General features: G+C 72.4%; 18 protein-coding genes. 8 read left to right on the top strand and 10 right to left on the bottom strand.

The genetic code is table 11. From position 1 onward, the window contains the following. Positions 1 to 85: 85 nt before the first annotated feature. Together BM085_RS35715 and BM085_RS35710 are read right to left on the bottom strand one after the other, a co-directional pair. Positions 86 to 2,023: an ABC transporter ATP-binding protein gene (locus BM085_RS35715; RefSeq protein WP_093891210.1), complete on the bottom strand. Its 1,938-nt coding sequence runs from the start codon at positions 2,021 to 2,023 to the stop codon at positions 86 to 88. Positions 2,024 to 2,096: 73 nt separating this feature from the next. Then, positions 2,097 to 3,629, bottom strand: a complete 1,533-nt coding sequence (locus BM085_RS35710; RefSeq protein ID WP_177245439.1) for an alpha/beta hydrolase family protein — start codon at positions 3,627 to 3,629, stop codon at positions 2,097 to 2,099. Positions 3,630 to 3,876: 247 nt separating this feature from the next. On the opposite strand from BM085_RS35710, the gene BM085_RS35705 reads away from it, so the two are divergent. The 3 genes from BM085_RS35705 (at position 3,877) to BM085_RS35695 (ending at position 8,266) form a co-directional block, all read left to right on the top strand. After that, the gene (locus tag BM085_RS35705; protein ID WP_093891208.1) at positions 3,877 to 4,512 is read left to right on the top strand and encodes a TetR/AcrR family transcriptional regulator; all 636 of its coding nucleotides are present in this window, start codon (positions 3,877 to 3,879) and stop codon (positions 4,510 to 4,512) included. Between the two features lie 95 nt (positions 4,513 to 4,607). Beyond that, positions 4,608 to 7,082, top strand: a complete 2,475-nt coding sequence (locus BM085_RS35700) for an ATP-binding protein (RefSeq protein ID WP_031158702.1) — start codon at positions 4,608 to 4,610, stop codon at positions 7,080 to 7,082. Between the two features lie 410 nt (positions 7,083 to 7,492). After that, positions 7,493 to 8,266 (top strand): AMP-binding protein, encoded by a 774-nt coding sequence (locus BM085_RS35695; RefSeq protein WP_093891207.1) that lies wholly within the window; start codon positions 7,493 to 7,495, stop codon positions 8,264 to 8,266. Between the two features lie 132 nt (positions 8,267 to 8,398). Here the strand turns inward: BM085_RS35695 and BM085_RS35690 are convergent, their stop codons facing one another. Further along, the gene (locus BM085_RS35690; RefSeq protein ID WP_177245438.1) at positions 8,399 to 10,117 is read right to left on the bottom strand and encodes an RICIN domain-containing protein; all 1,719 of its coding nucleotides are present in this window, start codon (positions 10,115 to 10,117) and stop codon (positions 8,399 to 8,401) included. Between the two features lie 705 nt (positions 10,118 to 10,822). Between BM085_RS35690 and BM085_RS35685 the strand changes: the two genes are divergently transcribed. Genes BM085_RS35685 through BM085_RS35675 form a run of 3 tightly spaced genes read left to right on the top strand, consistent with a single transcriptional unit; the run spans position 10,823 to position 13,963 of the window. Next, on the top strand, positions 10,823 to 12,109 hold the full coding sequence (locus BM085_RS35685; RefSeq protein WP_093891205.1) for an ABC transporter substrate-binding protein: 1,287 nt from the start codon (positions 10,823 to 10,825) through the stop codon (positions 12,107 to 12,109). A gap of 52 nt (positions 12,110 to 12,161) precedes the next feature. Then, entirely contained in the window at positions 12,162 to 13,049 is an 888-nt protein-coding gene (locus BM085_RS35680; RefSeq protein WP_207620789.1) for a carbohydrate ABC transporter permease, read from the top strand. Beyond that, a complete protein-coding gene (locus BM085_RS35675; RefSeq protein ID WP_031158711.1) occupies positions 13,046 to 13,963 on the top strand; it encodes a carbohydrate ABC transporter permease in 918 nt (305 codons plus the stop codon). The genes BM085_RS35680 and BM085_RS35675 overlap by 4 nt, the downstream gene beginning before the upstream one ends. 105 nt (positions 13,964 to 14,068) lie before the next feature. Here BM085_RS35675 and BM085_RS35670 read toward each other — a convergent pair whose 3' ends face one another. Then, the gene (locus tag BM085_RS35670) at positions 14,069 to 15,055 is read right to left on the bottom strand and encodes an ArsR/SmtB family transcription factor (RefSeq protein ID WP_093891204.1); all 987 of its coding nucleotides are present in this window, start codon (positions 15,053 to 15,055) and stop codon (positions 14,069 to 14,071) included. A 66-nt stretch (positions 15,056 to 15,121) separates the two neighbouring features. Here BM085_RS35670 and BM085_RS35665 point away from each other — a divergent pair, with 66 nt between their 5' ends. Continuing rightward, on the top strand, positions 15,122 to 16,312 hold the full coding sequence (locus tag BM085_RS35665) for an MFS transporter (protein ID WP_093891203.1): 1,191 nt from the start codon (positions 15,122 to 15,124) through the stop codon (positions 16,310 to 16,312). A 131-nt stretch (positions 16,313 to 16,443) separates the two neighbouring features. Here BM085_RS35665 and BM085_RS35660 read toward each other — a convergent pair whose 3' ends face one another. Genes BM085_RS35660 through BM085_RS44885 form a run of 6 tightly spaced genes read right to left on the bottom strand, consistent with a single transcriptional unit; the run spans position 16,444 to position 21,445 of the window. Then, positions 16,444 to 17,433, bottom strand: a complete 990-nt coding sequence (locus BM085_RS35660; RefSeq protein ID WP_245789895.1) for a LacI family DNA-binding transcriptional regulator — start codon at positions 17,431 to 17,433, stop codon at positions 16,444 to 16,446. A gap of 57 nt (positions 17,434 to 17,490) precedes the next feature. Next, on the bottom strand, positions 17,491 to 18,294 hold the full coding sequence (locus tag BM085_RS35655) for an IclR family transcriptional regulator domain-containing protein (RefSeq protein WP_093891201.1): 804 nt from the start codon (positions 18,292 to 18,294) through the stop codon (positions 17,491 to 17,493). Beyond that, positions 18,278 to 18,676: a 4-carboxymuconolactone decarboxylase gene (pcaC, locus tag BM085_RS35650; RefSeq protein ID WP_093891200.1), complete on the bottom strand. Its 399-nt coding sequence runs from the start codon at positions 18,674 to 18,676 to the stop codon at positions 18,278 to 18,280. The genes BM085_RS35655 and pcaC overlap by 17 nt, the downstream gene beginning before the upstream one ends. 52 nt (positions 18,677 to 18,728) lie before the next feature. Further along, entirely contained in the window at positions 18,729 to 20,078 is a 1,350-nt protein-coding gene (gene pcaB / locus BM085_RS35645; protein WP_245789894.1) for a 3-carboxy-cis,cis-muconate cycloisomerase, read from the bottom strand. A 46-nt stretch (positions 20,079 to 20,124) separates the two neighbouring features. Then, positions 20,125 to 21,300 (bottom strand): thiolase family protein, encoded by a 1,176-nt coding sequence (locus tag BM085_RS35640; protein WP_093891199.1) that lies wholly within the window; start codon positions 21,298 to 21,300, stop codon positions 20,125 to 20,127. Further along, entirely contained in the window at positions 21,293 to 21,445 is a 153-nt protein-coding gene (locus tag BM085_RS44885; protein WP_177245437.1) for a hypothetical protein, read from the bottom strand. Before BM085_RS44885 ends, BM085_RS35640 begins: the two co-directional genes overlap by 8 nt. Before the next feature lie 78 nt (positions 21,446 to 21,523). Here BM085_RS44885 and BM085_RS35635 point away from each other — a divergent pair, with 78 nt between their 5' ends. Next, a complete protein-coding gene (locus BM085_RS35635; RefSeq protein WP_093891198.1) occupies positions 21,524 to 22,738 on the top strand; it encodes a CynX/NimT family MFS transporter in 1,215 nt (404 codons plus the stop codon). Positions 22,739 to 22,811 lie beyond the last annotated feature (73 nt).

Raw genomic sequence — 22,811 nt, 5'->3', positions numbered from 1 at the left:
CCGGGGAAGCGGGGCCTGGGGCCGGAGAGGTGGGGCGGGCGCGGCGGATCCGGCCCGGAGGGCGGGGAGGCCGTCACCCGGGGGCTCAGGCCGAGTAGGCGCGGGCCTGCAGGCTGTAGAGGTCGGCGTAGAGGCCGTCGACCGCGATGAGCTGGTCGTGGGTGCCCTCCTCGGTGACCCTGCCGTGGTCCAGGACGTAGATCCGGTCGGCGTAGCGGACGCTGGCCAGCCGGTGGGTGATCAACAGGACGGTGCGTCCGTCGGCGTGCCGCCGGATGCGTTCGAAGAGGGCGTGCTCGGCGCGGGCGTCAAGGGCGGCGGTCGGCTCGTCGCAGATCAGCAGGGGAGCGTCCCGGTGGAAGCCTCGCGCGACCGCGATCCGCTGCCACTGGCCGCCGGACAGCTCCTGACCGTCCTTGAACCGCCGGTCCAGCAGGGTGCCGTAGCCGTGGGGCAGCTCGGCGACGACCTGGTCGGCGCCCGCCACCTCCGCCGCCGAGATCAGTGCGGGCTCTCCCTTGTCCGTGCCCATGCTGATGTTGTGCCTGGCGGTCAGCGGCCAGCGCGTGTGATCCTGGGCGATGACCGCGATGCGCTGCCGGAGCTGATCGGGATCGACCTCGGCGAGATCGGTGCCGTCCCATCGGACGTGCCCGCTGTCCGGCTCGTAAAGGCCCGAAAGGATCTTGGCCAGTGTGGTCTTGCCCGAGCCGTTCTCGCCGACGAGGGCGATCACCTCACCCCGGTCGATACGGACCGACACTCCCTGGAGCGCGGGGGTGCCGGAGCCGGGATAGGTGAAGACGACGTCCTCGGCGGTGATCCGTTTGAACGTCTCAGGGGCCTGTCCGGAGCGCTCGGATCCCAGCCGGCTCTCCGCGTCGGCGCAGAAGTCGAGGAAGTCGGTGAAGTAGAGGCCCTCCTCATAGAGCCGGTTGGTGGCGTACATGAGGTTGGCCAGATATGTCTGACCCGACCGGATCGCCAGCACGGCCGTGCCCGCGACGGCCAGCGGCACCGCGCCCACGGCGAGCAGGACGCCGAGGGCGACGTAGACGATGGCCGTCCCGACCCCGCCGAGCGCCTCGCCGACGACCTTCGTGAACGTCTGCCGCCGCGCCAGGCCCAGCAGGATGGACTGCTCGGCCGTGGCCACGGCGTCGTACATCCGCATCAGGAAGCCCCGCATGGTGAACGAGCGCACTTCGGCGGCGGGTTCGCGCTCCGCCAGCAGCTCCGCGATGATCCACTTGCGGCGGCTGGCGGGGATCAGCGCGTACATCGTGGTGTAGCGCATCCGCGCCGAGCGGATCGCGGCCCACGCGTCCGGCAGCACCGCCAGCACCAGCAGCGGCAGAAGCACGGGGTGGAGCACCCCGAGCACGCCCGCCGCCGCGATGATCCCGATGATCGCGGTCAGTACGTTGATGGTCGTGCCGACCACGACGTCCGCCATGGCCACCCCGCGCGACCTGGCCCGCTGGAGCGCGTCGTGGAAGTCCGGGTCGTCGAAGGCGGCCAGGCCGACCTGGCTGGTCAGTCCGTACAGCCGCTCCTCGGCGATCCGGCTCACCTGAGGATCCAGCCGGGACTGCGCCCAGCCCGCGCCCGCCTGCATCAGCGTGCGCAGGGTGCCGGCCGCGCCCACCACGATCAGGCTGGGCAGGGCGGCCATGACCCGCTCCGGAGTCGGCCCCGCCTCGAACAGGGCCGACAGGACTCCGGTGGTGGCGAGCAGCCCGAACGCGGTGAAAACGCCGGCGAGCATGCTCAGGGTGATCGCGGTGAGGGTGTCACGGGGACTGGCCAGCCATGCCAGCCGTACGGCCTGCGACACCAGCGCCGGCAGCCGGCGCGCGATGGTGAGGAAGCCGATGCCGGTCATCTTGCCGACGTGTGCGTGCCACTCGGAGAGGCTGAGCTCGCCGAGCTCGGGAGCGGGTTCGGATCCAGGTCCGGGTTCGGGGGAGGTGTCCTTCTTGGTCGCGGTGCGGGAAGCAGGTTCCGGGAGAGTATCCGCCATGGGGGCAGTGTGAATCGCCCCACTGACAATCCGCCATCGGATGGCCGCGTACGGTCAACTCCGGTCCGCCGTATCACCGAGGGTGTGCGGCGGCCGGCGGCTGTTCCGGCCCGCCCTGGCGATGCGTGAACCGCGCTTCCGGGAAGCGGCTCGACGGCCCCTCGAACTCGAGCAGTGACGGTGACTGTCCCAAGAGATGCTTGTCGAAGAACGCGAGCGAGTAGGCGTTGATGATGTCGTGTGCTCGCTGAGCGTCGATCGTCCCGTTCAGGCCAAGCTGCGGTGTGACCGGCGACCAGACCGGGATGTCGGTGAAGTCGACGTGGAACAGCCCGGGGACCTCCACGTAATAGCCGGCGCCCGGCAGGCGCTGGTACACGTCGGTCATGGTCTCGATGGTCTCGGAGATCTCCTTCTCCGGCCAGCCGCCGCTGCGCTCCCGTTCGAGACGGAAGGTCTCGGTATCGCGGGTCATGAACATGACCGGCTGCTGCAAGCCCGCCCTGACGACGTGGGCCGTCATTTGAACGTCCATGATGAAGCACGCCTTGAGGCGCTGGTCGTTCGCGCACGCCTCGGCACCGGTCGCGCCGCCCCACGAGATCCCGAAGACGCCGGCGCGCTCGAGGTCGAGGCGGCCGGTCAGGATGCCGTCGGGGTCGGCTTCGTTCAGCCCCGCGAGCCGGTCGAGCGCGAAGCTGACGTCCTGCGCGAAGTACGGGATGATGCCGTCGGGAAGCGCCTCCCCCTGGAGTGTCGGCGCGTCGGGCCGCGGCGTCCAGCTCTGGCTGATCAGCGGATAGATCTTGTCCCTGGGCCACCCCGGGATCTCCCGCCCGTCGGGGAAGCGTGTCATGGCGGCGGCGCCCGGCTGGTCGAGCCCGACGACCACGTAGCCGTGCGAGACCAGCTCCTGGATCTGGAAGGTGCTCGCGGCGCGGAACCCGCTGAGCCCGGTGAGGGAGATGAGCACCGGGTAGCGGGGGCGGTCGGCCGCCATCCGAGCGGACGTGACGGCGTTGGTGGTCACGTACCCGAGCTGGCTGAAGACGGGCTCCGGGAAGCCGGCCAGGCGCGCCATCGCCGACGTCACCGCCTCGGCGTCTTGGATGTAGGGGGCGCGCGGTGCCGACGGCTGAGGCTCGGCGGGATACCAGACCTGCGCCATGAGTTCCCGATGATCATCGGGGGCGTCGGTGAACAGCTCCGGACGGCCTGCGTCCACCCAGTGGTAGGTCGCGGTGCCGACCGCGTACGGCCCGGTCGGCTCGGGGAAACGGAATACGGGCATCACCGTTGCCAGGAGGACGGAGGCGAGGGCCGCCGGCACACCCAGTCCGGCGGCTGAGCCGGCGACCAGCCGGTTGACGTGCACGGCGCTCGGCCGGACGATGCCGGTCAGCCAGGTCAGGAAGAGGATCGCGGTCAGCGCGTAGGCAGGGGCCAGCTGCCAGCGCGGGCCTTCGACGAGGACCTGCGCCGCCGCCAAGAGCAGCGCGACGGGCACCACGGAGCCTGGCCGGCGCAGCGCGCGTAGCCGGGGGATCGCCACGATCGCGAGCCCCAGCAGGTTGGTGGCCGACAACAGGATCTCCAGAGGTCTCATCAGGCGCTCCTCGGGTTGCGGCCGGTGCCGACGGCCGTTCGGGCGAAGACCGGGCCGAGCCGGACCAGGTCGTCGGCGTCGGCGAGCTGCGGCTCGGGCAGCTTGGGCATGCGGGTCTCCTGTCTGTTTGTACGGGGGCGGGAGTGCGCAGCGCTCGGGCGTTTTTTCCTGCTGAAACCTACGCCGTAGGTTTCCATCCGCACGATAAATTCTACGGTGTAGGTTTGACAAGAGGGAGGGAGTGGACGTGGCCAGACGCACACAGGGCACGTCGGCGGGGCTCGACCGCGAGCGCATCGCGGCCGCCGCCGTCGTGCTCGTCGATCGCGACGGCCTCGAGCGCTTCGGGGTACGGCGGCTCGCGGAGGAGCTCGGGGTCGACCCGATGTCGATCTACCACCACATCAAGGGCAAGGCGGCGCTGCTGGACGCCATGTCCGAGGCCGTGCTCGCCGAAGTGGCGGCCGGCGTGGACGACGCGCCCCGCGACTGGGAAGAGATCACCCGCTGGACGGCGCACCGCTACCGGGAGATGGCCTACCGGCATCCCCGGGTGTTCCCGCTGCTGGCTACGCGCGCCCAGACCTCGCCGGTGGCCCTCGCCGCCCTGGAACGGCTGGTCACCGCGATGCGTGAGGCCGGTCTGCCCGACCAGGCGGTCGCGGACGCGCCGCTGATGCTGTTCGGCTTTCTCAACGGATATCTGCTGGCCGTCCTCAGCGGCGGGTCCGACGTGGTCGGTGACATGCCCGCGATCGACGCCACGGCGTACCCGACGATGGCCACCCTCACGCCCCTGCAGGTCGGCTTCGGGTCCGTGGCGGAGTTCGACCGGATGCTCGACGCCGTACTCGGCGGGATCCGGAACCGGGCCGATCGGTAATCCGAGTGTGCGAAATGGGGCTAAGCCTGGGCACGGCACGGTAATTGGTGCCACACTTTCTGTGACGGCTGGCCCGCGACCTCCCCTAAGAGCCGATGACCCAGGACACCGCGCACGTATCCCTTACCGGCGGCAACCTTCCCCTCGAACCCAACGCCTTCGTCGGTCGTGAGGGTGATGTGGAGGAGCTTGTCGAGCTGCTGGGCGTCGCCAGGCTGGTGACCCTGTGCGGCGCCGGCGGCATCGGCAAGAGCAGGCTGGCGGTCCGGGTGGCGGCCCAGGTGGCGGCGGGGTTCCCCGGCGGCGTCTGGCTGGTGGAGCTGGCGGAGGCGGTCCGCGGCGACCTGGTCGAGCCTCGCGTGGCCGCGGTGCTCGGGGTGAAGGCCGAGCCGCCGCGCCCGCTGTCCGACACGCTGATCGACGCACTCGGTGACCGGAACCTGCTGATGATCATCGACAACTGCGAGTCGCTCATCGAGGAGTCGGCCCGGTTCTGCCGGGCTGTGCTCACCGTCTGCCCGGCCGTACGGATGCTCACGACCAGCCGGGAGCCGCTGCGGGTGGCAGGGGAGACCGTGTGGCGGGTGCCGCCGCTCTCGCTGCCCCGGACCGGGGTGCACGACCTCGCCGGCAGCGAGGCGGTACGGCTCTTCGTCGACCGCGCCGGCGCGGCCTCGCGCGGTTTCGCCGTCACCGAGCAGAACGCCGGCGAGATCGCCAGCCTGTGCGAGGCGCTCGACGGGATGCCCCTGGCCATCGAGCTGGCCGCGGCGCTGTGCAGGGTGCTGACGGTGGAGCAGATCCACGCCCGGATCAGGGACCGGTTCCGTCTCCTGTCCGCCGGCGACAGGATGGCCCCGGCCAGGCACCAGACGCTCCGCGCGACCGTCGACTGGAGCTACCAGCAGCTCAACGAGCCCGAACGGATCCTGCTGCGGAGACTGGCGGTGTTCACCGGGGGATGGACGCTGGACATGGCCGAGCAGGTCTGCGCGGGCGACGGCCTGTGGGCCGACGACGTCCTGCGCGTGCTCTGCGACCTGGTCGACAAGTCCCTGGTGCTGGCGGACGCGGAGGTCGCGGGCGAGACGCGCTACCGGATGCTGGAGACGATCCGCCAGTACGCCGCCGAGCAGCTCGACACCTCCGGCGAGGAGGCCGCGCTGCGGCGGCGGCACCGGGACCACATGATCGAGGTCGCCGGCCGCATCCACCAGACGATCGTCCGGCGCCCCCGGCCGACCTGGGACGAGATCTGCCCGATGCTGGTCCTGCTGGACGAGCTGCAGGCCAACGTGTGGGCGGCGGTGCGCTGGTCGGCGGAGGCGGACGACCCCGAGAGCGCGCTGCGCCTGCTCGTCCTGCTCCGCTGGCCGACCATCGCCGGCGGCAGGTTCACCCCCGCCGACGAGTGGCTGGACCGCCTGCTCGCGGTGGGGCCGGCGGAGCTGCCGCCGAGCGTGCGCGGCGACGCCCTCGTGCTCCGCGGTCAGGTGGCCTTCGGGCAGGGCGACCCCGACACCGCGCGGGTCGCCTGCACGGCCGCGGCCGAGCTGTGCCGGGCGACGGGTCTGCACGGACCGCTGAGCGGGGCGCTCGCCATCCTCGCCTGGGTGGCCATCTACCAGCGCCGGCCGGAGCGGGCCAGGGCCTTCCTGGACGAGGCGCTGGAGGCCGTGCGCAGGGTCGACGACCCCTGGCACGAGATGGTGATCCGCTCCATGGAGGGGACGTTCGCGCTGTCGGAGGGGCGGGCCAAGGAGTCGCAGCGCTCCTTCGAGGCCGCGCTGGCCATCGCGCACGAGCTCGACAACCACTGGGCGGCCCCGGTCGCGCTCATCGGCCTGGCCCAGGTCGCCTGGCTCCGGGGCGACCTGGGGGAGGCCCGCGCCTACTACGAGCAGGCCCTCGACCTGCTCCAGGACATCACCGCCCACTGGCAGACCATCACCTGCCTGGCGGGCCTGGGCCGGATCGCCCTGGCCCAGGGCGACCTCGCCACCGCGCGCGTCAGGCTGATCGAGAGCCTGCGTCTGTGCCAGGGGACGGGGCAGCGGCTCGGCGTGGCCCGGCGGATCGAGACGCTCGCGCAGCTCGCGCTGGCCGAGGAGGACGACCGCCGGGCGGTGCGGCTGGCGGGGGCCTCGGCCGCGATCCGGAGCGCGATGAGCGGCGCGGTCCTGCCCTCCGGCTTCGGCGCGCGGATGGAGGAGCTGCTCCAGCCCGCCCGGGCCCGGCTCGGCGACGCGCTGGTCGCCCAGCTCTGGGCGTACGGCCAGGAGATGTCCCAGGACCAGGCGGTCCGCTACGCGCTGCAGGGCGACGAGCAGTCCGACGCGCCCCTGATGGTGGGCAGGCACCCGGTCGCGGCCCCGCTCACCACGCTCACCGGCAGGGAGTGGGAGATCGCCGGGCTGATCGCCAGGGGCCTGAGCAACAAGGCCATCGCCGACGAGCTGGTGATCAGTCCCGCGACCGCCGCCCGGCACGTGGCCAACATCCTGGCCAAACTCGGCTTCTCCTCGCGGACCCAGGTCGCCACCTGGGTCATCGAGCAGAACCGCGGCTGAGACCGTTCCTCCTACACATCGGCTCTACACATCGGCGGTGGCATAGATACATCTCCGGATACGCACTCCGGAGCATGTGCCGGGGCCGCCGCCCGCCGTACGGTTCCCTCGTGTTCGGCCGATGACGCCCAGCCCTCCGCACCGCGCCCGCCACGACGGCGGTCCGGTACGACGGGCCCACACCATCCCCGGCGTCTCGGTCGAGCACACCGGAAGCGTCGCGTGTCCCTCCCAACGGCCGGGGTCTCCTCGGAGGGGTGGGGACTTCAGGGCCACGGGCCACGCGACAGCGGGCCCGAGTCGCGCAGGGCTCGGGCCCGTCCTCCGGAGGGGGACGGATCCCGAATACACACCCATCTACATACATCTGTCGATGCCTGGGCGGAGAGCCCGGCCGTACCGTCGGCGGAATGAGACCCACCTCGTCCATCAAGGGCACCGTCACCGAGGCGGTGTTCGGTTGCGCGCACGAGCGGGGTGACCGGCCCGCGCTGATCGATCTCGGCGCGGGAGTGGTGTACGGCTACCGCCGCCTGGCCGAGGAGGTGACGCGGGGAGCCTCGGGGCTGGTCCGGCGGGGCGCCCGGCGGAGCCAGGTGGCGGGGATCCACGTCGACAACGCCGCCGCCCAGACGCTGGCGGTGCACACCGTCATCGCGGCCGGCGGGGTGGCGGCGCCGCTCGCGTCCGGGAGCGGGGAGACGGCCGGGCTGCTGGCCCGGTGGGACGCCCGGCTGCTCATCACGACCCCCGATCTGGCGGAGGCGTCGTTGCAGGCAGCCGAGGCCTCCAGGGTCCGACAGGTGATCGCTTTCGGCCGGGCGCGCGACACCGTCGACTTCGCCGACCTGCTGCTGCTCGACCCCGGCCCGCTGCCGCTGTTCGATCCGTCGGTCCAGCCCGCGCTGCTGACCGAGGACGAGGGGCTGCTCACCCACCGGGACCTGATCGTGCGCATGCGCGAGCTGGGCAGGCTCACCGTCCTGGAGAAGTCGGACGTCCTGCTGGTGACCTGGCCGCTGGCGTGCACCCTGGCCATGACGACCCTGGTCGGGCTGGCGCTGATGCGCGGCGCGCTGGTCGTGGTGGCCCCGGGCCTCTCGCCCGCCGAGCTGTCGGCGACCATCCACGACTTCGGGGTCACCGTCGTGGCCCTGCTCGACGGAGCCATCCAGCGCGTCTAGGCTCCGCCCCGCCGGCCCTGCCCCGCCGGCCCCGCCGCGGCGACAGCGGGGCCTCCTTTCGCGGAAACGCGCCGCCCGGCACGAGATCCGGGCGGCGCGTCATCGGCAGGGGCGAACGTCGCCCGATCGGTCCTAGACCTGCTTGAGCGCCCAGAAGTGGTTGCCGTTGTCACCCGCGAGAACCTGCTGGTTCAGGACGGACAGCGAGCCGGTGGTCATGTTGAGCGCACGCTTGCTGTACGTGTTGACGATGACGTACGTCCTGTCCGCCACGTAGCGCAGCTGCCATTTCTGCCTGCTGGATGTGGAGCAGGTCGACTGGACGATCTGGGTCCCGACAGCGGTGCTCGTCGCCTTCAGATCCAGGCACTTGCCGCTGTTGGCGTTGACCAGCTGCCAGTCAGGGGAGGTGGTCGAGCTGGGGTTGCGCAATATCCACCGCTGGTTCTTCGCACCGGAATGCGGCTTGTGCGTCACCGACGCGCCGGACGTCAGCGCCCCGTTGAGGACCTCGACGTTCTCCCGGTTCCCGACGCCCGTCAGGTAGTAGCTCGAACCGTTCCCCGGACCGACGGAGTTGATGAGCCGGTTGAACTTCCAGCGCTGGTTGGTCGCGCCGGTGTAGGGACGCTGCTCCAGCGGGGCCGGGTAGGCGCCCGTGACCGTCAGGGCCAGCCCGGACAGCCAGTTGACGATCGCGTAGCTGCCGTCCGCCTGGGGCAGGTAGGCCCACCGCATGCCGTCCGTGCCCTTGCAGTTGTACTGCAGGGTCTGGGTCCCCGAGGCGGTCCCGCTGTAGGCGCTGTCGGCGCACATCCGGCTGTTCATGTTGACGAACTGGAGGCCGGTCTTGTAGCCCATCAGCCAGCTCTGGCTCAGGGTGTTGGTGCGGGCACGCTGGCTGAGCTTGACCAGTCCGGCGGCGGAACCGCCGATCGGCTCGATGGCTCCGCCGGTCGACACACTGGTGACCACGTAGGTGAGGCCGACCGTGGGGTGGGCGACGGCGTCGCTGGTGTCCCCCTTGACGAGGAAGTCGTTGTCGGCGGTGTTCCAGTGGGTGGCGAGATAGCTGCCGGCCGCCGGGCTGACGTTGAAGTAGTCGTCGCGGTTGCAGTCGGGGAGCCGGTAGTCGTTCCACTTCAGGCAGGCCCAGGACGGGGTCCCGCCGTAGCACATGAGGTCGAACTGATCGGAGCAGTGCGAGGTCTGGAAATGCGGGGCGCTCTCCTGCACCGCGCCGAACGTGTGGCCCAGCTCGTGGGCGATGGCGTTGGCCCCGAAGCAGTTGGGGACCGCGTCGACCCGCGCGTAGGTGCGGAGGTTGTTGTTGTTCTCGGCGCCGGGCCGGTCGTCCACATACCTCTGGCCCAGTCCGCAGACGACGGTCGCCTCGGTGAGCATGAGGTATTTGCGGTCCGCGCGGTTGTAGCCCAGCGCCTGCACCGCGGTGATGCCGCTGTTGAAGGTGGCCAGGGACTCCGCGGGCACGACGACCTCGCGGACCGAGACCTGACATCCTCCGGAGACAGCCTCGGTGACGTAGCGGATGTGGCGGCTCTTGCCGGCCGCCGCGGCGGCGTCGTTGTACGAGTCGTCGGCGTTGGCGAGCCACGCCTGGAACATGGGCAGCAGCCGGCTGTAACGGTCGGGCATGCTCGGCTCGCGGACGTACAGCACCTCGACGCGCTTGCCGCTCACCCCGTCGCCCTCGCAGAACACCCGGGCGGGCGCCGCCTCGGCCGCCGCCTCGGCCTGGTTGGCGGTGAGCCGGGCCGTGTCACCCTGTGGACCGGTCCGCACCCCGAGTCGCGCGCCGGGGAACACGTCCTGATCGTTGGTGCAGGCCACCGGCTCGGGTGGTGCCGTCGTGCGGGCGCCCGGCTGGGGTGAGGCCGTCGCGGAGGGGCTCGGCCGGGGTGAGGCCGTTGCCCGGGAGCTCGGCTGAGGGGACGCCGTCGTGGAGGTGCTCGGCTGGGGTGAGGCCGTCGCGGGGGCACACGGGTCGGCCGGCGCCGCTTCCGCGGGGGAGGCGTTCAGCCCCCCGGCGACGAGGCACGCGGCGGCGAGGACCCCTGCCGCGGCTGAAAGGGCGATTCGTCTGGCAAACACGTGAGGGACTCCCCGATGGTGAATTTCGCGCGCCTTGGCGGCAGCGTGGATCAAGATATCTGCCGACTTTGGCATGATCAATCAGAATCGTCCGATCCTCCCGCGTGCCGCGAGGGCTGACCTGAACCCCTCCCGTGGCCCACCAGAGCCAGGTCGGCGCTGTGATCGGCGCGGTCCGCGCGGGGTGGGCCGGGGCGCGTCCGGGGTGGCGGCGATCAGCCGGCCGCGTACCCGCCGGCGGGCGCCACCACCCTTGCCGGCGATCACTGGAGACCGCCGGCCACGGCTGGATCCGCGGTACGGCGTCCTGATCGGGATGCGCAGAAGTTATCCGCGCACACCTTGACGTCGCTCGGTGCCAGATGGGTTGATTGATCCACTGACAACGTTGTCATCTTTCTCGGGGGAATCTGTGAAACCTCGACCCCGAAGGGACGGGAAGCTATGCGACGACGGTGGATGGCGGCCGTCGCGGTCACCGTGGCAGGCCTGCTCACCCTGACCGCCTGCGGCGACGGCGGCGGCGCCGCGCAAACCCCGCAGGCCGGCGGAGAGAAGAAGGTTGAGGTCTTCTCCTGGTGGACGGGACCGGGCGAGGCCGACGGCCTGAAGGCCATGAAAGAGATCTTCGAGAAGCAGAACCCCGGCCTGACGTTCTTCGACGCGGCCGTGGCGGGCGGTTCCGGCGACAAGGCGCGCGCCCTGCTGGCCACCAAGCTGCAGGCCGACACCCCGCCGGACACCTTCCAGGGGCACGCGGGCGCCGAGCTGCAGGGCTACATCAAGGCCGGTGACCTGGAGCCGGTCAACTCCCTCTATGACGAGCTCAAGCTGAAGGAGGTCTTCCCGGAGCAGCTCGTCGACCAGATCAGCGTGCAGGGCCAGATCTACTCGGTCCCGGTGAACATCCACCGCTCCAACGTGATGTGGTTCAACCCCGCCGTGCTCAAGGAGGCGGGCGTCACCGAGGTGCCCAAGACGATCGAGGAGTTCGTCGCCGCCCTGGAGAAGGTCAAGAAGACGGGCAAGATCCCGCTCTCGATCGGCTCCGAGTGGACGATGGTGCACCTGCTGGAGAGCGTGCTGCTCGGCTCGCTCGGCACCGAGGCGTACAACCAGCTCTGGAGCGCCGGATCCGACTGGTCGGGCCCGGCGATGACCAAGGCGCTCAACGACTTCAAGACGGTCCTGTCCTATGCCGGGGATCCGGCCGACGACTGGCAGCCCGCGGCCAAGCAGGTCGCCGACGGCGAGGCCGCGTTCACCATCATGGGCGACTGGGCCTATGGCTACTTCCACAATCCGCCGGACGGCGGCCTGGGCAAGAAGTCCAAGACCGACTTCGACTGGGCTCCCTCGCCCGGCACCGGCGGCACCTTCATGTGGCTGTCGGACAGCTTCACCCTGCCCAAGGGCGCGCCGAACCGCGCCGGGGCGCTGGCCTGGCTGAAGGTGGCCGCGAGCAAGGAGGGCCAGGACGCCTTCAACCCCAAGAAGGGCTCCATCCCGGCCCGCAAGGACGCCGACACCTCCCTCTACACCGACTACCTCGCCGACGCGCTGAAGGACTGGGGGAGCGACAAGCTCGCCGGGTCCATCCAGCACGGCGTCACCGTCAACGACGCCTGGCGGGTCTCGATCAACGAGGCGGTCGGCCTCTTCCACACCGACAAGGACGTGGCCGCGCTCCAGACCGCGCTGGCCGAGGCCGCCAAGAACTCGGGCCAGTGACGTCCGGTACGGCCCGCGGCGCCGCGGGCCGTACCTCGTGGAAGGGGTGTCAGTGACACGGGTGCGCAGGTGGCTGCCGGGGCTGCTGCTGGTCATGCCGTCGATCATCGCCATCGCGGTCTTCGTGTACGGCATGCTCGGCTGGAACTTCCGGCTGGCCATGACCGACAGACACGATGAGATCTCCGAGGGGAGCTTCGTCGGCCTGGAGAACTTCGTCACGCTCTGGGACCAGAAGCGCTGGGGCATCTCGGTCGACCACGCGATCGTCTTCACCGTGGTGTTCGTGGGCGGGGCGCTGGCGCTGGGCTGGCTGCTGGCGTTCCTCATGGAGAAGGGGATCAGGGGGGAGGGGACCTTCCGGGCCGTCTACCTGTTCCCGATGGCGATCTCGTTCGTGGCGACCGGGGTCGTCTGGCGCTGGCTGATGAACTCCGGCCAGGACGAGCGGGCGGTCGGGCTGAACCGGCTGTTCGACAGCCTGGGCCTGGACTTCCTGCAGTGGGAGTGGTTCCGGAACCCGGACTGGGGGATGGCGGCCATGGCCATCCCGGCGATATGGCAAATGTCTGGATATGTCATGGCGCTGTTCCTGGCGGGCTTCCGGGGCGTCCCCGAAGACCTCCGGGAGGCCGCCCGGGTGGACGGCTGCACCGAGTGGCAGGTCTACCGGCACATCGTGCTGCCGCTGCTCCGCCCGGTGACCCTGTCCGCGCTGATCATCCTCGGGCACATCTCCCTCAAGGTCTTCGACCTGATCGTCGCGGTGTCCGGCAAGCAGATCATCACCGACGTCCCCGCCGTGTTCATGTGGGTGGCGGTCTTCGACTCCCACGACCCGGCCAAGGGCGCCACCATCGCCTCCTACATCGTGCTCGCGGTGAGCGTGTTCGTCATCCCCTACCTGGTCTGGACCCTTCGCAAGGAGAGGCGGCCATGACGGTTACCGAGACGCCGGCTCCGCCCGCGCGGGCGGAGGACCCGGGCGGCCGGGCCAGGCGGCGGGCGGGCCGGGCGCGCGGGATCCGGCTGGCGCTGCTGGTCGCCTTCCTGGTGATCTTCCTGATCCCGGTCTACGTCCTGCTGGTCACCAGCTTCAAGCCGCTGACCGAGGCCGATCCCGGACGGGCCTGGGCGCTCCCGGAGGTGTGGACGGCACAGCCGTGGCGGGTGGCCTGGGAGAAGCTCGCCCCAGGCATCTGGAACAGCGTGCTGCTGGCCGTACCCGGCGCGCTGATCTCGGCGGTCCTGGGCTCCATGAACGGCTACGTGCTGTCGAAGTGGCGCTTCCCCGGCGCCGACGTGCTGTTCACGCTGTTCCTGTTCGGCATGTTCATCCCCTACCAGGGGGTGATGATCCCGCTGGTCCAGCTCCTGGTGAAGCTCAACGAGATCACCCAGTCCCTCACCGGGACGCCGGGCGTCTTCTACGGCGCGATCCCGGGGCTGCTCCTGGCGCACGTGGTCTACGGCATCCCGATCTGCACGCTGATCTTCCGCAACTACTACGTCACCATCCCGGACGAGCTCATCGAGGCCGCCCGGGTGGACGGCGCGGGGATGCTGCGGACCTACTGGTCGGTGGTGCTGCCGGTCTCCGGACCGGCCTTCGCGGTGGTGATCATCTGGCAGTTCACCTCGATGTGGAACGACTTCCTGTTCGCCGTCTTCCTCACCGGCCCGCAGAGCTGGCCCACCACCGTCATGCTCAACAACATCGCCGGCGCCCAGACCGTCCCCTACAGCCAGCAGATGGCCGCGGCCCTGCTCGCGTCCGTCCCCACGATGATCGTCTACGTCCTGCTCGGCCGGTTCTTCATGCGCGGGCTGATGGCCGGGGCGCTGAAGGGCTGACCCGCGCGCCATCCCACGGCGGGGGCGCTGAAGGGCTGACCCGCGCGCCGTCCCACGGCGGGGGCGCCGGAGGGCCGGCCCGCGCCCGGGGGCCCACGCGCCGGCTCAGCGCGGCGACGCCGGAGGGCTGACCAGGGAGTCGCCCAGCGCGGTGCGGTGGTAGAGGACGCCGCGGCCGGTGCGGCTCCCGGTGACCAGCCCGGCCTTCCGCAGCGCGGCCAGATGGCCGCCGACGGTGCCCAGGCTCAGGCCGAGCAGGGTGACGAGCTGGGTGGTGGTCGCCGGGCCGGCCAGCTCCAGCAGGACGCGGGTCCTGGTCCGGCCGATCAGCCCGGCGAGGCCGTCCGGCGCCTCCTGGGCGATCCCGGCGCCCCGGGCCGGATAGCTGATCGCGTACGGCCACGCGTGCTCAAGGTAGGAGCCCACCCCCACCGGCAGCACGGTCGGCACGAAGAGCAGGCCGCGCCCGTCGAGCCGGTATGTCTCGTCCGGGCTCATCGCGCGGACCTCGATGACGCCGTCCGGGCGCCAGCGCACCTGGGGGCCGAGGTCGGCCAGCGCCGCCGCCCAGCCGTAGGTGGCCAGGCGGCCCGCCCGCTGGATCACGTCCCGCTCCAGCACCGCGTGGAAGCGCGGCCACGCGGGTGCGACGATCTCCTCCCAGACACCCTGGAGCGCGTCGGCGAACAGGTCCACGACCTCCGGTGCGAGCAGCACGTCCATGACGGAGTCCGGGAGCCGCGCCATGCCGTCCAGGTTCCTGGCGATCTCGTCGCGCGCCTGGGCGGCCGGGGTCGCCCGCACGGCCGCGAGCTCCACCCCGAACGGGGTGTTCACCCCGGCCGGCGGCGGCGCGGGGAAGTCGGCGTTGTACCGCCGCTCCCGGAACAGCGCCACCATGGCTCCCAGGCCCGGCCGCCGGGCCAGCAGGTTCTGGTACGGCTCCCGCACCCGGTCCACCCAGGCGCGCCATACTCCGGCCTCCTTCTTGCCGGACAGCAGCCAGAGCGTGTGCTTGGTCACGATGAGCGGGGAGATGGCGAACCTGCTCGCCACGATGTCCTGCGGGCTGACCTCGATCAGGTAGACCATCACACGACCTTTCGGATATATCCGAAAGCTTAGCCAGTTACCTCCGGCTCCCCGAGCATGGCGCGCATGACCACCACACATGAGCGCGCCGCGACCTACGGCGAGGTCTTCGCGAGCCGGGAGTTCCGGGTGCTGTTCGGGAGCTTCACGCTCCTGGTGGCCGGAGACCAGGTCAAGATGCTGGCCCTGGCGGCGCTGGTCTACGCGCGGACCGGCTCGCCGGGCCTGTCGGCCGCGGCGTACATGCTGGGCTTCCTCCCCTACATCGTCGGCGGGACGTTCCTGCTCTCGCTGGCCGACCGGATACGGCCGCGCCTGCTGATGATCGCCGGAGAGCTGGTCCGGGTGGTGACCTGCCTGCTGCTGGCCTTCGCCGGGCTGTCTGTCTGGGCGATGCTCGCTCTGGTCCTCGTCACCGGCCTGTTCTCGCCGGTCTTCCTGGCGGCCCGTACCGCCCTCCTGCCGGACCTGCTGCCGGGCGACGCGTTCGTGCTGGCCAGGTCCGTGCTGTCGATGACCGCGGCCGGGGCGCAGATCGGCGGGCTGGCCGTGGGCGGCGGCATCCTCGCGGCCGCGGGTCCCGCCGGGGCGCTGGCCGTCACCGCCGGACTGTCCGCCGTGGCCGCCCTGGTGCTCCGAGCCGGCCTGCCCGACCTCCCCGCCCGGGGCGCGGGGGAGGGCGGTGCCGTACGGGAGACGCTGCGGGTCAACCGGAGCCTGCTGGCCGACCCGAGGGTGCGCGGGCTGCTGCTCGCCCAGTGGCTGCCGGTGTCGTTCGTGGTGGGCGCCGAGGCGATGTTCGTCCCCTACCTGGGCGGCACGGCCGGGATCGCGCTCGCCGCCGCGTCGCTGGGCATGGCGGCCGGCAACCTCGCCGTCGGCCGGTTCGCCTCACCCTCGACGCGCGAGCGGCTGGCGCTGCCGCTCGCGGTGCTGTCGGGCGTTCCGCTGCTCGGCTTCGCCCTCCAGCCGGGCTTCGCGTGGGCCGCCCTGCTCGCCCTGCTCGCCACGCTGGGCAGCGCCTCCTACCAGCTCGGGCTGCAGCGGGGGTTCGTGGCGGCGGTGCCCGAGCCGGTCCGGGGACAGGCCTTCGGCCTGGCGACGGCGGGGATGATGACCGGCCAGGCGGCGGGCGCCGCCCTCGTGGGCCTGGCCGCCGAGCTGACCGCGCCGCACCTGGCGATCGTCCTCGCCGGAGCCGCGACCATCGGCTGCTCCCTCGCCCTGCACCGGTCCCTGCGCCCGGCGTCCTCCTGACCGGACGCCTGGGATCGGGGCCCGCCGGAGACCGGCACGTTCCCTGGTCCGGGAAGATCCGCCTCACCAGGTGAGGCCGATCCTCCGGATCAGGGAAACCCGCCCCGGCGTGATCGCTCCCGCGAGGCGGCCTACGGCCGGAGCTCTCCCGAACCGCGGGGGATGAGACGGGTGGGCAGCTCGATCCGCTCGGCGGCGCCCGGTCCGCCCATGATGCGGCGGAAGAGCAGCTCGGCGGCGGCGCGGCCGAGCCTCGCCGGGTCCTGGGCCACCACGGTCACGCCGGGCACCAGCAGGTCGGCGAGCTCGAAGTCGTCGAAGCCGACCATGGCGAGCCGGTGGCCGGTGCGCAGCACGGCCACGGTGATCCGGCCGTTGCCGGTGAACACCGCCGTGGGCGGGTCGTCTCCGGCGAACATCCGGGTCAGCGCGGGCCCGGCCCGCTCCGGAGGGCCCATCGCCACCAGCGACTCGTCGACCGGCAGGCCCGCGTCCTCGACGGCGCGGCGGTAGCCGTACAGGCGTTCGGCGGCGGTGAAGATGGAGGCGCTGTCGCCGAGGAAGGCGACACGGCGGTGGCCGTGCCGGATCAGGTGGGTGACCCCGGTGTGCGCCCCGCCGTTGTTGTCGCAGATCACGGTGTCCAGGTCCAGGCCGCCGGGCCGGTCGGCGAAGACGGCGGGGATCCCCGCGTCGAGCTCGGGCCTGAGGTATCCGTGGTCGGTCCCGGCCGGCACGATGATCAGGCCGTCCACCCGGCGGGAGCAGAAGGTGAGGACGAGCTCCCGCTCGCGCCGGGGCTCCTCCCCCGAGGAGCCGCTGAGCACCAGTGATCCGTGCCGGAGCGCCACGTCCTCGACCGCGCGGCTGATCCCGGAGTAGAACGGGTCGGCCACGTCCTCGATCACCAGGCCGATGCTCGCGGTCCGGCCCCGGCGGAGCACCCGGGCGCTCTCGTTGCGCCGGTAGCCGAGCCGTTCGATGGCGGACAGGACCCGCTCGGCCGTGGCGGGGTTGACCCCCGGCTCCTCGTTGACGACCCGGGAGACGGTCTTGAGCGCCACCCCGGCCGCCGCGGCGACGTCTTTCATGGTGGGACGTCCGTGGACACTGTCTGTCACGGCCCGATCATCGCCCATGTCCCCGCCGTTGACAACGTTGTCATCGATCCCGGCGGGTCAGCGGGAGAACGCGGTGCCCGTCACTCCCGTCGCGTGCAGGTCGGCCTCCACCCGCGCCGCGGCGGCCAGCAGCGGCGGCAGCAGGTCGCTCCGGACGGATTCGACGGTCGTCTGGCTCGCGTGGGAGGAGATGTTCATCGCGGCGACCACCCGGCCGGAACGATCCCGGACGGGCACGGCGACCGAGCGCAGCCCCTCCTCCAGCTCCTGGTCGACCATCGCCCAGCCCTGGGAGCGGACGCGGTCCAGCTCGGCCCGGAGGGCGGAGGGCGTGGTGAGGGTCCGGGCGGTGAACCCGCGCAGCCCGGCGCGGCCGAGACGGGCGTCCAGCTCGCCGGCGGGCAGCCCGGCGAGCAGCACCCGCCCCATCGAGGTGCAGTGGGCCGGGAAGCGGGTGCCGATGTCGATGGACACCCGCATGATCCGCGTGGTCGCCACCCGGGCCACGTAGACGATGTCCCCGCCGTCGAGCACCGCCATCGACGCCGACTCGCGCACCTCGGCGACGAGCCGCGCCAGGTGCGGCTCGGCCATCTCGGGCAGCGAGAGCCCGGACAGGTAGGCGTAACCGAGCTCCAGGACGCGCGGGGAGAGCGCGAACAGCCGCCCGTCGGTCCGGACGTAGCCCAGGTCGACCAGGGTCAGCAGGAACCGCCGGGCCGCCGCGCGGGTCAGGCCGGTGGCGCGGGCGACCTCGCTGAGCGTCAGCTCGGGGGTGGCCGCGCCGAACGCCCGGATCACCGACAGCCCCCGGGCCAGCGACTGCACGTGGTCAGAGCCGCGGTCAACCGGTCCGTCCATCCCCATCCTCCCCGTTCCGGTCGGACTCCAGTGCCGCCCGCGCCACCGCGAACGCGCGGTTGGCCGCGGGCACCCCCGCGTAGACCGCGGTCTGCAGCAGCACCTCCTTGATCTCCTCCTCGGTGAGACCGATGCGGAGCGCCGCCCTCACGTGCATGGCCAGCTCGTGTTCGTGCCCGAGCGCGGTGAGCAGGGCGAGGGTGACGCAGCTACGGGTGCGCCGGTCCAGGCCGGGACGGGTCCAGATCTCGCCCCAGGCGTACTTGGTGATGAGCTCCTGGAAGTCCGCGGTGAACGGCGTGGCGCCCGCGGTGGCGCGGTCCACGTGCTCGTCACCCAGTACGGACCGGCGCGTCGCGTCTCCGGCGCTCCACATGTCCATCCTTCAGCTCCTTGTCGTGTTCACCCGGCTGTCCCCGTCCGGGGCGCCGTGCTCAGCCGGGCGGGTTCAGGTGGGCGGCGAGCGCCCGGTCGACGAAGGTCCCGGCGGAGCCGAGGTAGCCCGCCGGGTCCAGGGCGGCGTCCAGCTCCTGCGGCGTCAGGCTCAGGCCGGGAGCGGCCGGCAGCGCCTCCCGCAGCGACAGGCCCTCGTCGACCGCCCTGGCGCAGGCGGCGTCCACCAGCCCGCGCGCCTCGGGGGTGCCGCCGAGCCGGGCGACGACGTGCTCGGCCATCGGCAGCCCCCGCGTCGCGTCGAGGTTGGCCCGCATCCGCGCGGGGTCGACGGCCAGGCCCTCCAGCACCTCGCGGAGCCAGGACGCGGCGCTGCCGGTGAGCCGGAGCAGCTCGCTGAGCGTCTCCCACTCCGCCTGCCAGGGGCCGGCGGCGCGCTCGTGCTCCTGGACCATGCCCGCGAGCACCGAGGCCACCAGTCCGGGGACGCGCTGGACGCAGGCGAGCACGGACATCGCGCCCACCGGGTTGCGCTTGTGCGGCATGGCGCTGGAGCCGCCCCGGCCGGGGGCCGACGGTTCGGCGGCCTCGCCCACCTCGGTCTGGGCCAGCAGCTTCACATCGGTCGCGATCTTGCCGAGCGTCCCGGAGGCCGTGCCGAGGGCGCAGGCCAGCCGGGCGACCGGGGTGCGGTCGGTGTGCCAGGGCAGGAGCGGCTCGGCCAGGCCCAGCTCGGCCGCCAGGCGCGGCAGGACCTCGTGGCCCCGCTCGCCGAGGACGGACAGGGTGCCCGCCGCCCCGCCGTACTGGACGGGCAGCTCCAGCTCCGCCAGCTCCGCCCGCGACCGGTCCAGCGCGCTCAGCCAGCCGGCCGCCTTCAGCCCGAAGGTGACCGGCACGGCGTGCTGCAGGACGGTGCGCCCGGCCATCACGGTGCCGCGGTGCTCGCCGGCCAGCCGCGCGCACGCGTCGGCGCAGGCGGACAGGTCGGCCAGGAGCGGGGCGAGCGCGCGGCAGGCGACCAGCATCGCGGCCGTGTCGTTGATGTCCTGGCTGGTCGCGCCGTAGTGCACGAACCGCCGCAGCGCGGGCTTGACCCGTTCGCGTAGCGCGGCGACCAGGGGGATCACCGGGTTCCCCGCCGGCGCGGCCCCGCACCCCAGCTCGGCCAGGTCGAAGAACTCCGGCCGGCAGGCCTCCTCCAGCGCCGCGGCCGCCTCCTCCGGGACCAGTCCGATCCCCGCCTGGGCGCCGGCCAGCGCGGCCTCGACGTCCAGCATCGCGGCCAGCCACGCCGCGTCCGACACCTCGGGCGCGGCCCCGCCCCTGGCGAACATCCCGGAGAACAGTCCGCCGTGTGCCGACAAGGTCATGGTCACCTCCAGTTTCATGATGTCGACAGAGTGTCATGTAGCTGGGCGAGGGGTGCGGCGAACGTCAAACCCCTTCCAAAACGACGGCCAGCCCCTGGCCCACCCCGATGCAGATGGCGGCCAGGCCGTAGCCGCCGCCCCGGCGGTGCAGCTCGTGGGCGAGGGCGCCCAGGATGCGGGCGCCGGAGGAGCCGAGCGGATGGCCGAGGGCGATCGCGCCGCCGTTGACGTTGACGATCTCCGGGTCGAGGTCGGGCCACTCGGCCAGGCAGGCCAGGGACTGGGCGGCGAAGGCCTCGTTGAGCTCGACCACGCTCAGGTCGGACCAGGTGATGCCCGCGCGGGAGAGCGCCGTGCGGGCGGCCCCGACCGGCCCGATGCCGAACAGGTGCGGTTCCACGCCGGTCACCGCCCGCGCCGCGATCCGGGCCAGCGGCGTACGGCCGGCCCGCTCGGCCCCCGCCTCGTCGCCGATGAGCAGGGCGCTGGCGCCGTCGTTGAGGGGGGAGGCGTTGCCGGCGGTGACGGTGCCGCCGGGACGGAAGACCGGCTTGAGGCGGGCGAGGGACTCGGGTGACGCGTCGGCCCTGACGGACTCGTCGTGGTCCAGGGCGTCGAGCGCGGCCACCTCGCCGGCGAAGACGCCCCGCTCCCAGGCCGCCGCGGCGCGCCGGTGGCTGCGCAGGGCGAAGCCGTCCTGGGCCTCGCGGGTGATCCCGTAGCGGTCGGCGAGGATCTCCGCGCCCTCGCCCAGGGCGACCGTCCAGTCGGCGGGCATCAGAGGGTTGACCATGCGCCAGCCGAGGGCCGTGTCGTGCAGGGTCTGCGCCCCCCGGTCGAAGCCGCGCGACGGCTTGGGCATCACCCACGGCGCCCGGCTCATCGACTCCGACCCGCCGGCGATCACCAGGGAGGCGTCACCCACGGCCACGGCGCGGGAGGCGGCGACGACCGCCTCCAGCCCGGACCCGCACAGCCGGTTCACGGTCGTGCCGGGCACCGTGACGGGGAGTCCGGCGAGCAGGACGGCCATCCGTGCCACGTCGCGGTTGTCCTCGCCAGCGCCGTTGGCCGCGCCGAAGAACACGTCGTCGACGGTCGCCGGGTCGAGATCGGGGGAGCGGCCGGCCAGCGCCCGGACCACGTGCGCGGCCAGGTCGTCGGGGCGGACGCCCGACAGCGCCCCGCCGTACCGGCCGATGGGGGTGCGGACCGCGTCGAGGACGAAGACGTCATTCATGATCTTGAGCTCCTGGTCGACGGGTGCCGGCGTCCCGCCGGCCGGCGCGCTGCGCGTGCACGACGGCGACGTCGTGCACGAGATCCGCCACCGCGTCGGCGGGCGAGGTGACCGTGGCCATCGCGCCCCCTCGTGTGTTCGCCATGCGGACAAACGTTCTTCCTGCGAACTTAGTGACCCTCGCCGGGGAAGGTCAATGCCGGTTCTGTGGGAAAGTGGGGCGATGACTGATCGGGGACTCAGGCTGTCGCGGGCCCTGCTGATCGCGGGGTTCGTGCTCGCCTCGCTCAACCTGAGGCCCGCGCTGGCCGGGGTCTCCCCGGTGCTGAGCGAGATCATGGCCGACCTCGGGCTGAGCGCGGCCGGTGGCGGGGCGATCACCACGGTGATGGTGGTCTGCCTGGGCGTGCTGGCCCCGCTCGCCCCGCTGCTGGCCCGCCGGTTCGGCCTGGACCGCACGCTGCTGGCCGGGCTGCTGATCCTGGCCGCCGGGGTGGCGCTGCGCGCCGCCGGGAGCGTCCCGGCCCTCTACGCGGGGGCGGCCGTCGCCGGTACGGCCATCGCCATCATGAACGTGGTGATGCCCGCGGTCGTCAAGCAGCACTTCCCCTCCCAGGTCGGCCTGTTCACCTCGGTGTACGTCTCCGGCCTCGTGCTGGGCGCCGCCGTGGCGTCCGGGCTGGCGGTGCCGCTGGAGCGCGCCGGCGGGTACGGCTGGCGCGAGGTGACCGCGATGGCCGCCGTCCCGGCCGTGGCGGCGGCCGTGCTCTGGCTGCCCCAGGCGCTGCGGCGCCCGGCGCCCGGGGGAGGCGCGCCCCGGTCCTTCCGCGCGGTGCTGGGCAGCCGGGTTACCTGGGCCGTCACCGCCTACATGGGCCTTCAGTCGCTGACCTTCTACATCGTGCTCGCCTGGGTGCCCACGATCCTCCGCGACGCGGGGCTCCCCGCCGACCAGGCGGGCTACATGCTCGGCCTGACCAACCTCGCGCAGATCGCCGCCACGCTCACGGTCCCGGTCCTCGCGGGCAGGGCCCGGTCGCAGGTGCCGCACGTGACGGTCGCGGCCCTGCTCACCATCGTGGGATACGTCGGCGTGCTGGCCGCGCCGGCCGTCGTCCCCTGGCTGTGGATGATCGTTCTCGGCCTGGGGCAGGGCGCCTCGATCGCGCTCGCCCTTCTGATCATCGCGCTGCGCGCCCCCGACCCCGCCTCGGTCACCGCGCTGTCGGCCGTCGCCCAGTCCGCCGGATACGTGCTGGCGGCGCTCGGCCCCTTCCTGATCGGCGTGCTCCGCGAGAGTTCGGGCGGCTGGACGCTGCCGCTGCTGGCCGGGCTCGGCGCGTGCGGGCTGCAACTGGCCGCCGGATTCCTGGCCGGCCGCCCGGTGGCCGCCGGTGCGGAGCGGGCCCGTCCCGCCACCGTCACGGAACAGGGCTGAGCCTCCGCCCGCGCCGTCTCCAACGGCACTGCCCGGATCCCGACCTTCGAGGAGGTCGTCCGGCTCGCGCAGC

Source organism: Streptosporangium canum (assembly GCF_900113865.1).
Taxonomy (GTDB): Bacteria; Actinomycetota; Actinomycetes; order Streptosporangiales; family Streptosporangiaceae; genus Streptosporangium; species Streptosporangium canum.
Note: the sequence above shows the minus strand (reverse complement) of the source record. Positions and strands in the feature narration are given on the sequence as shown.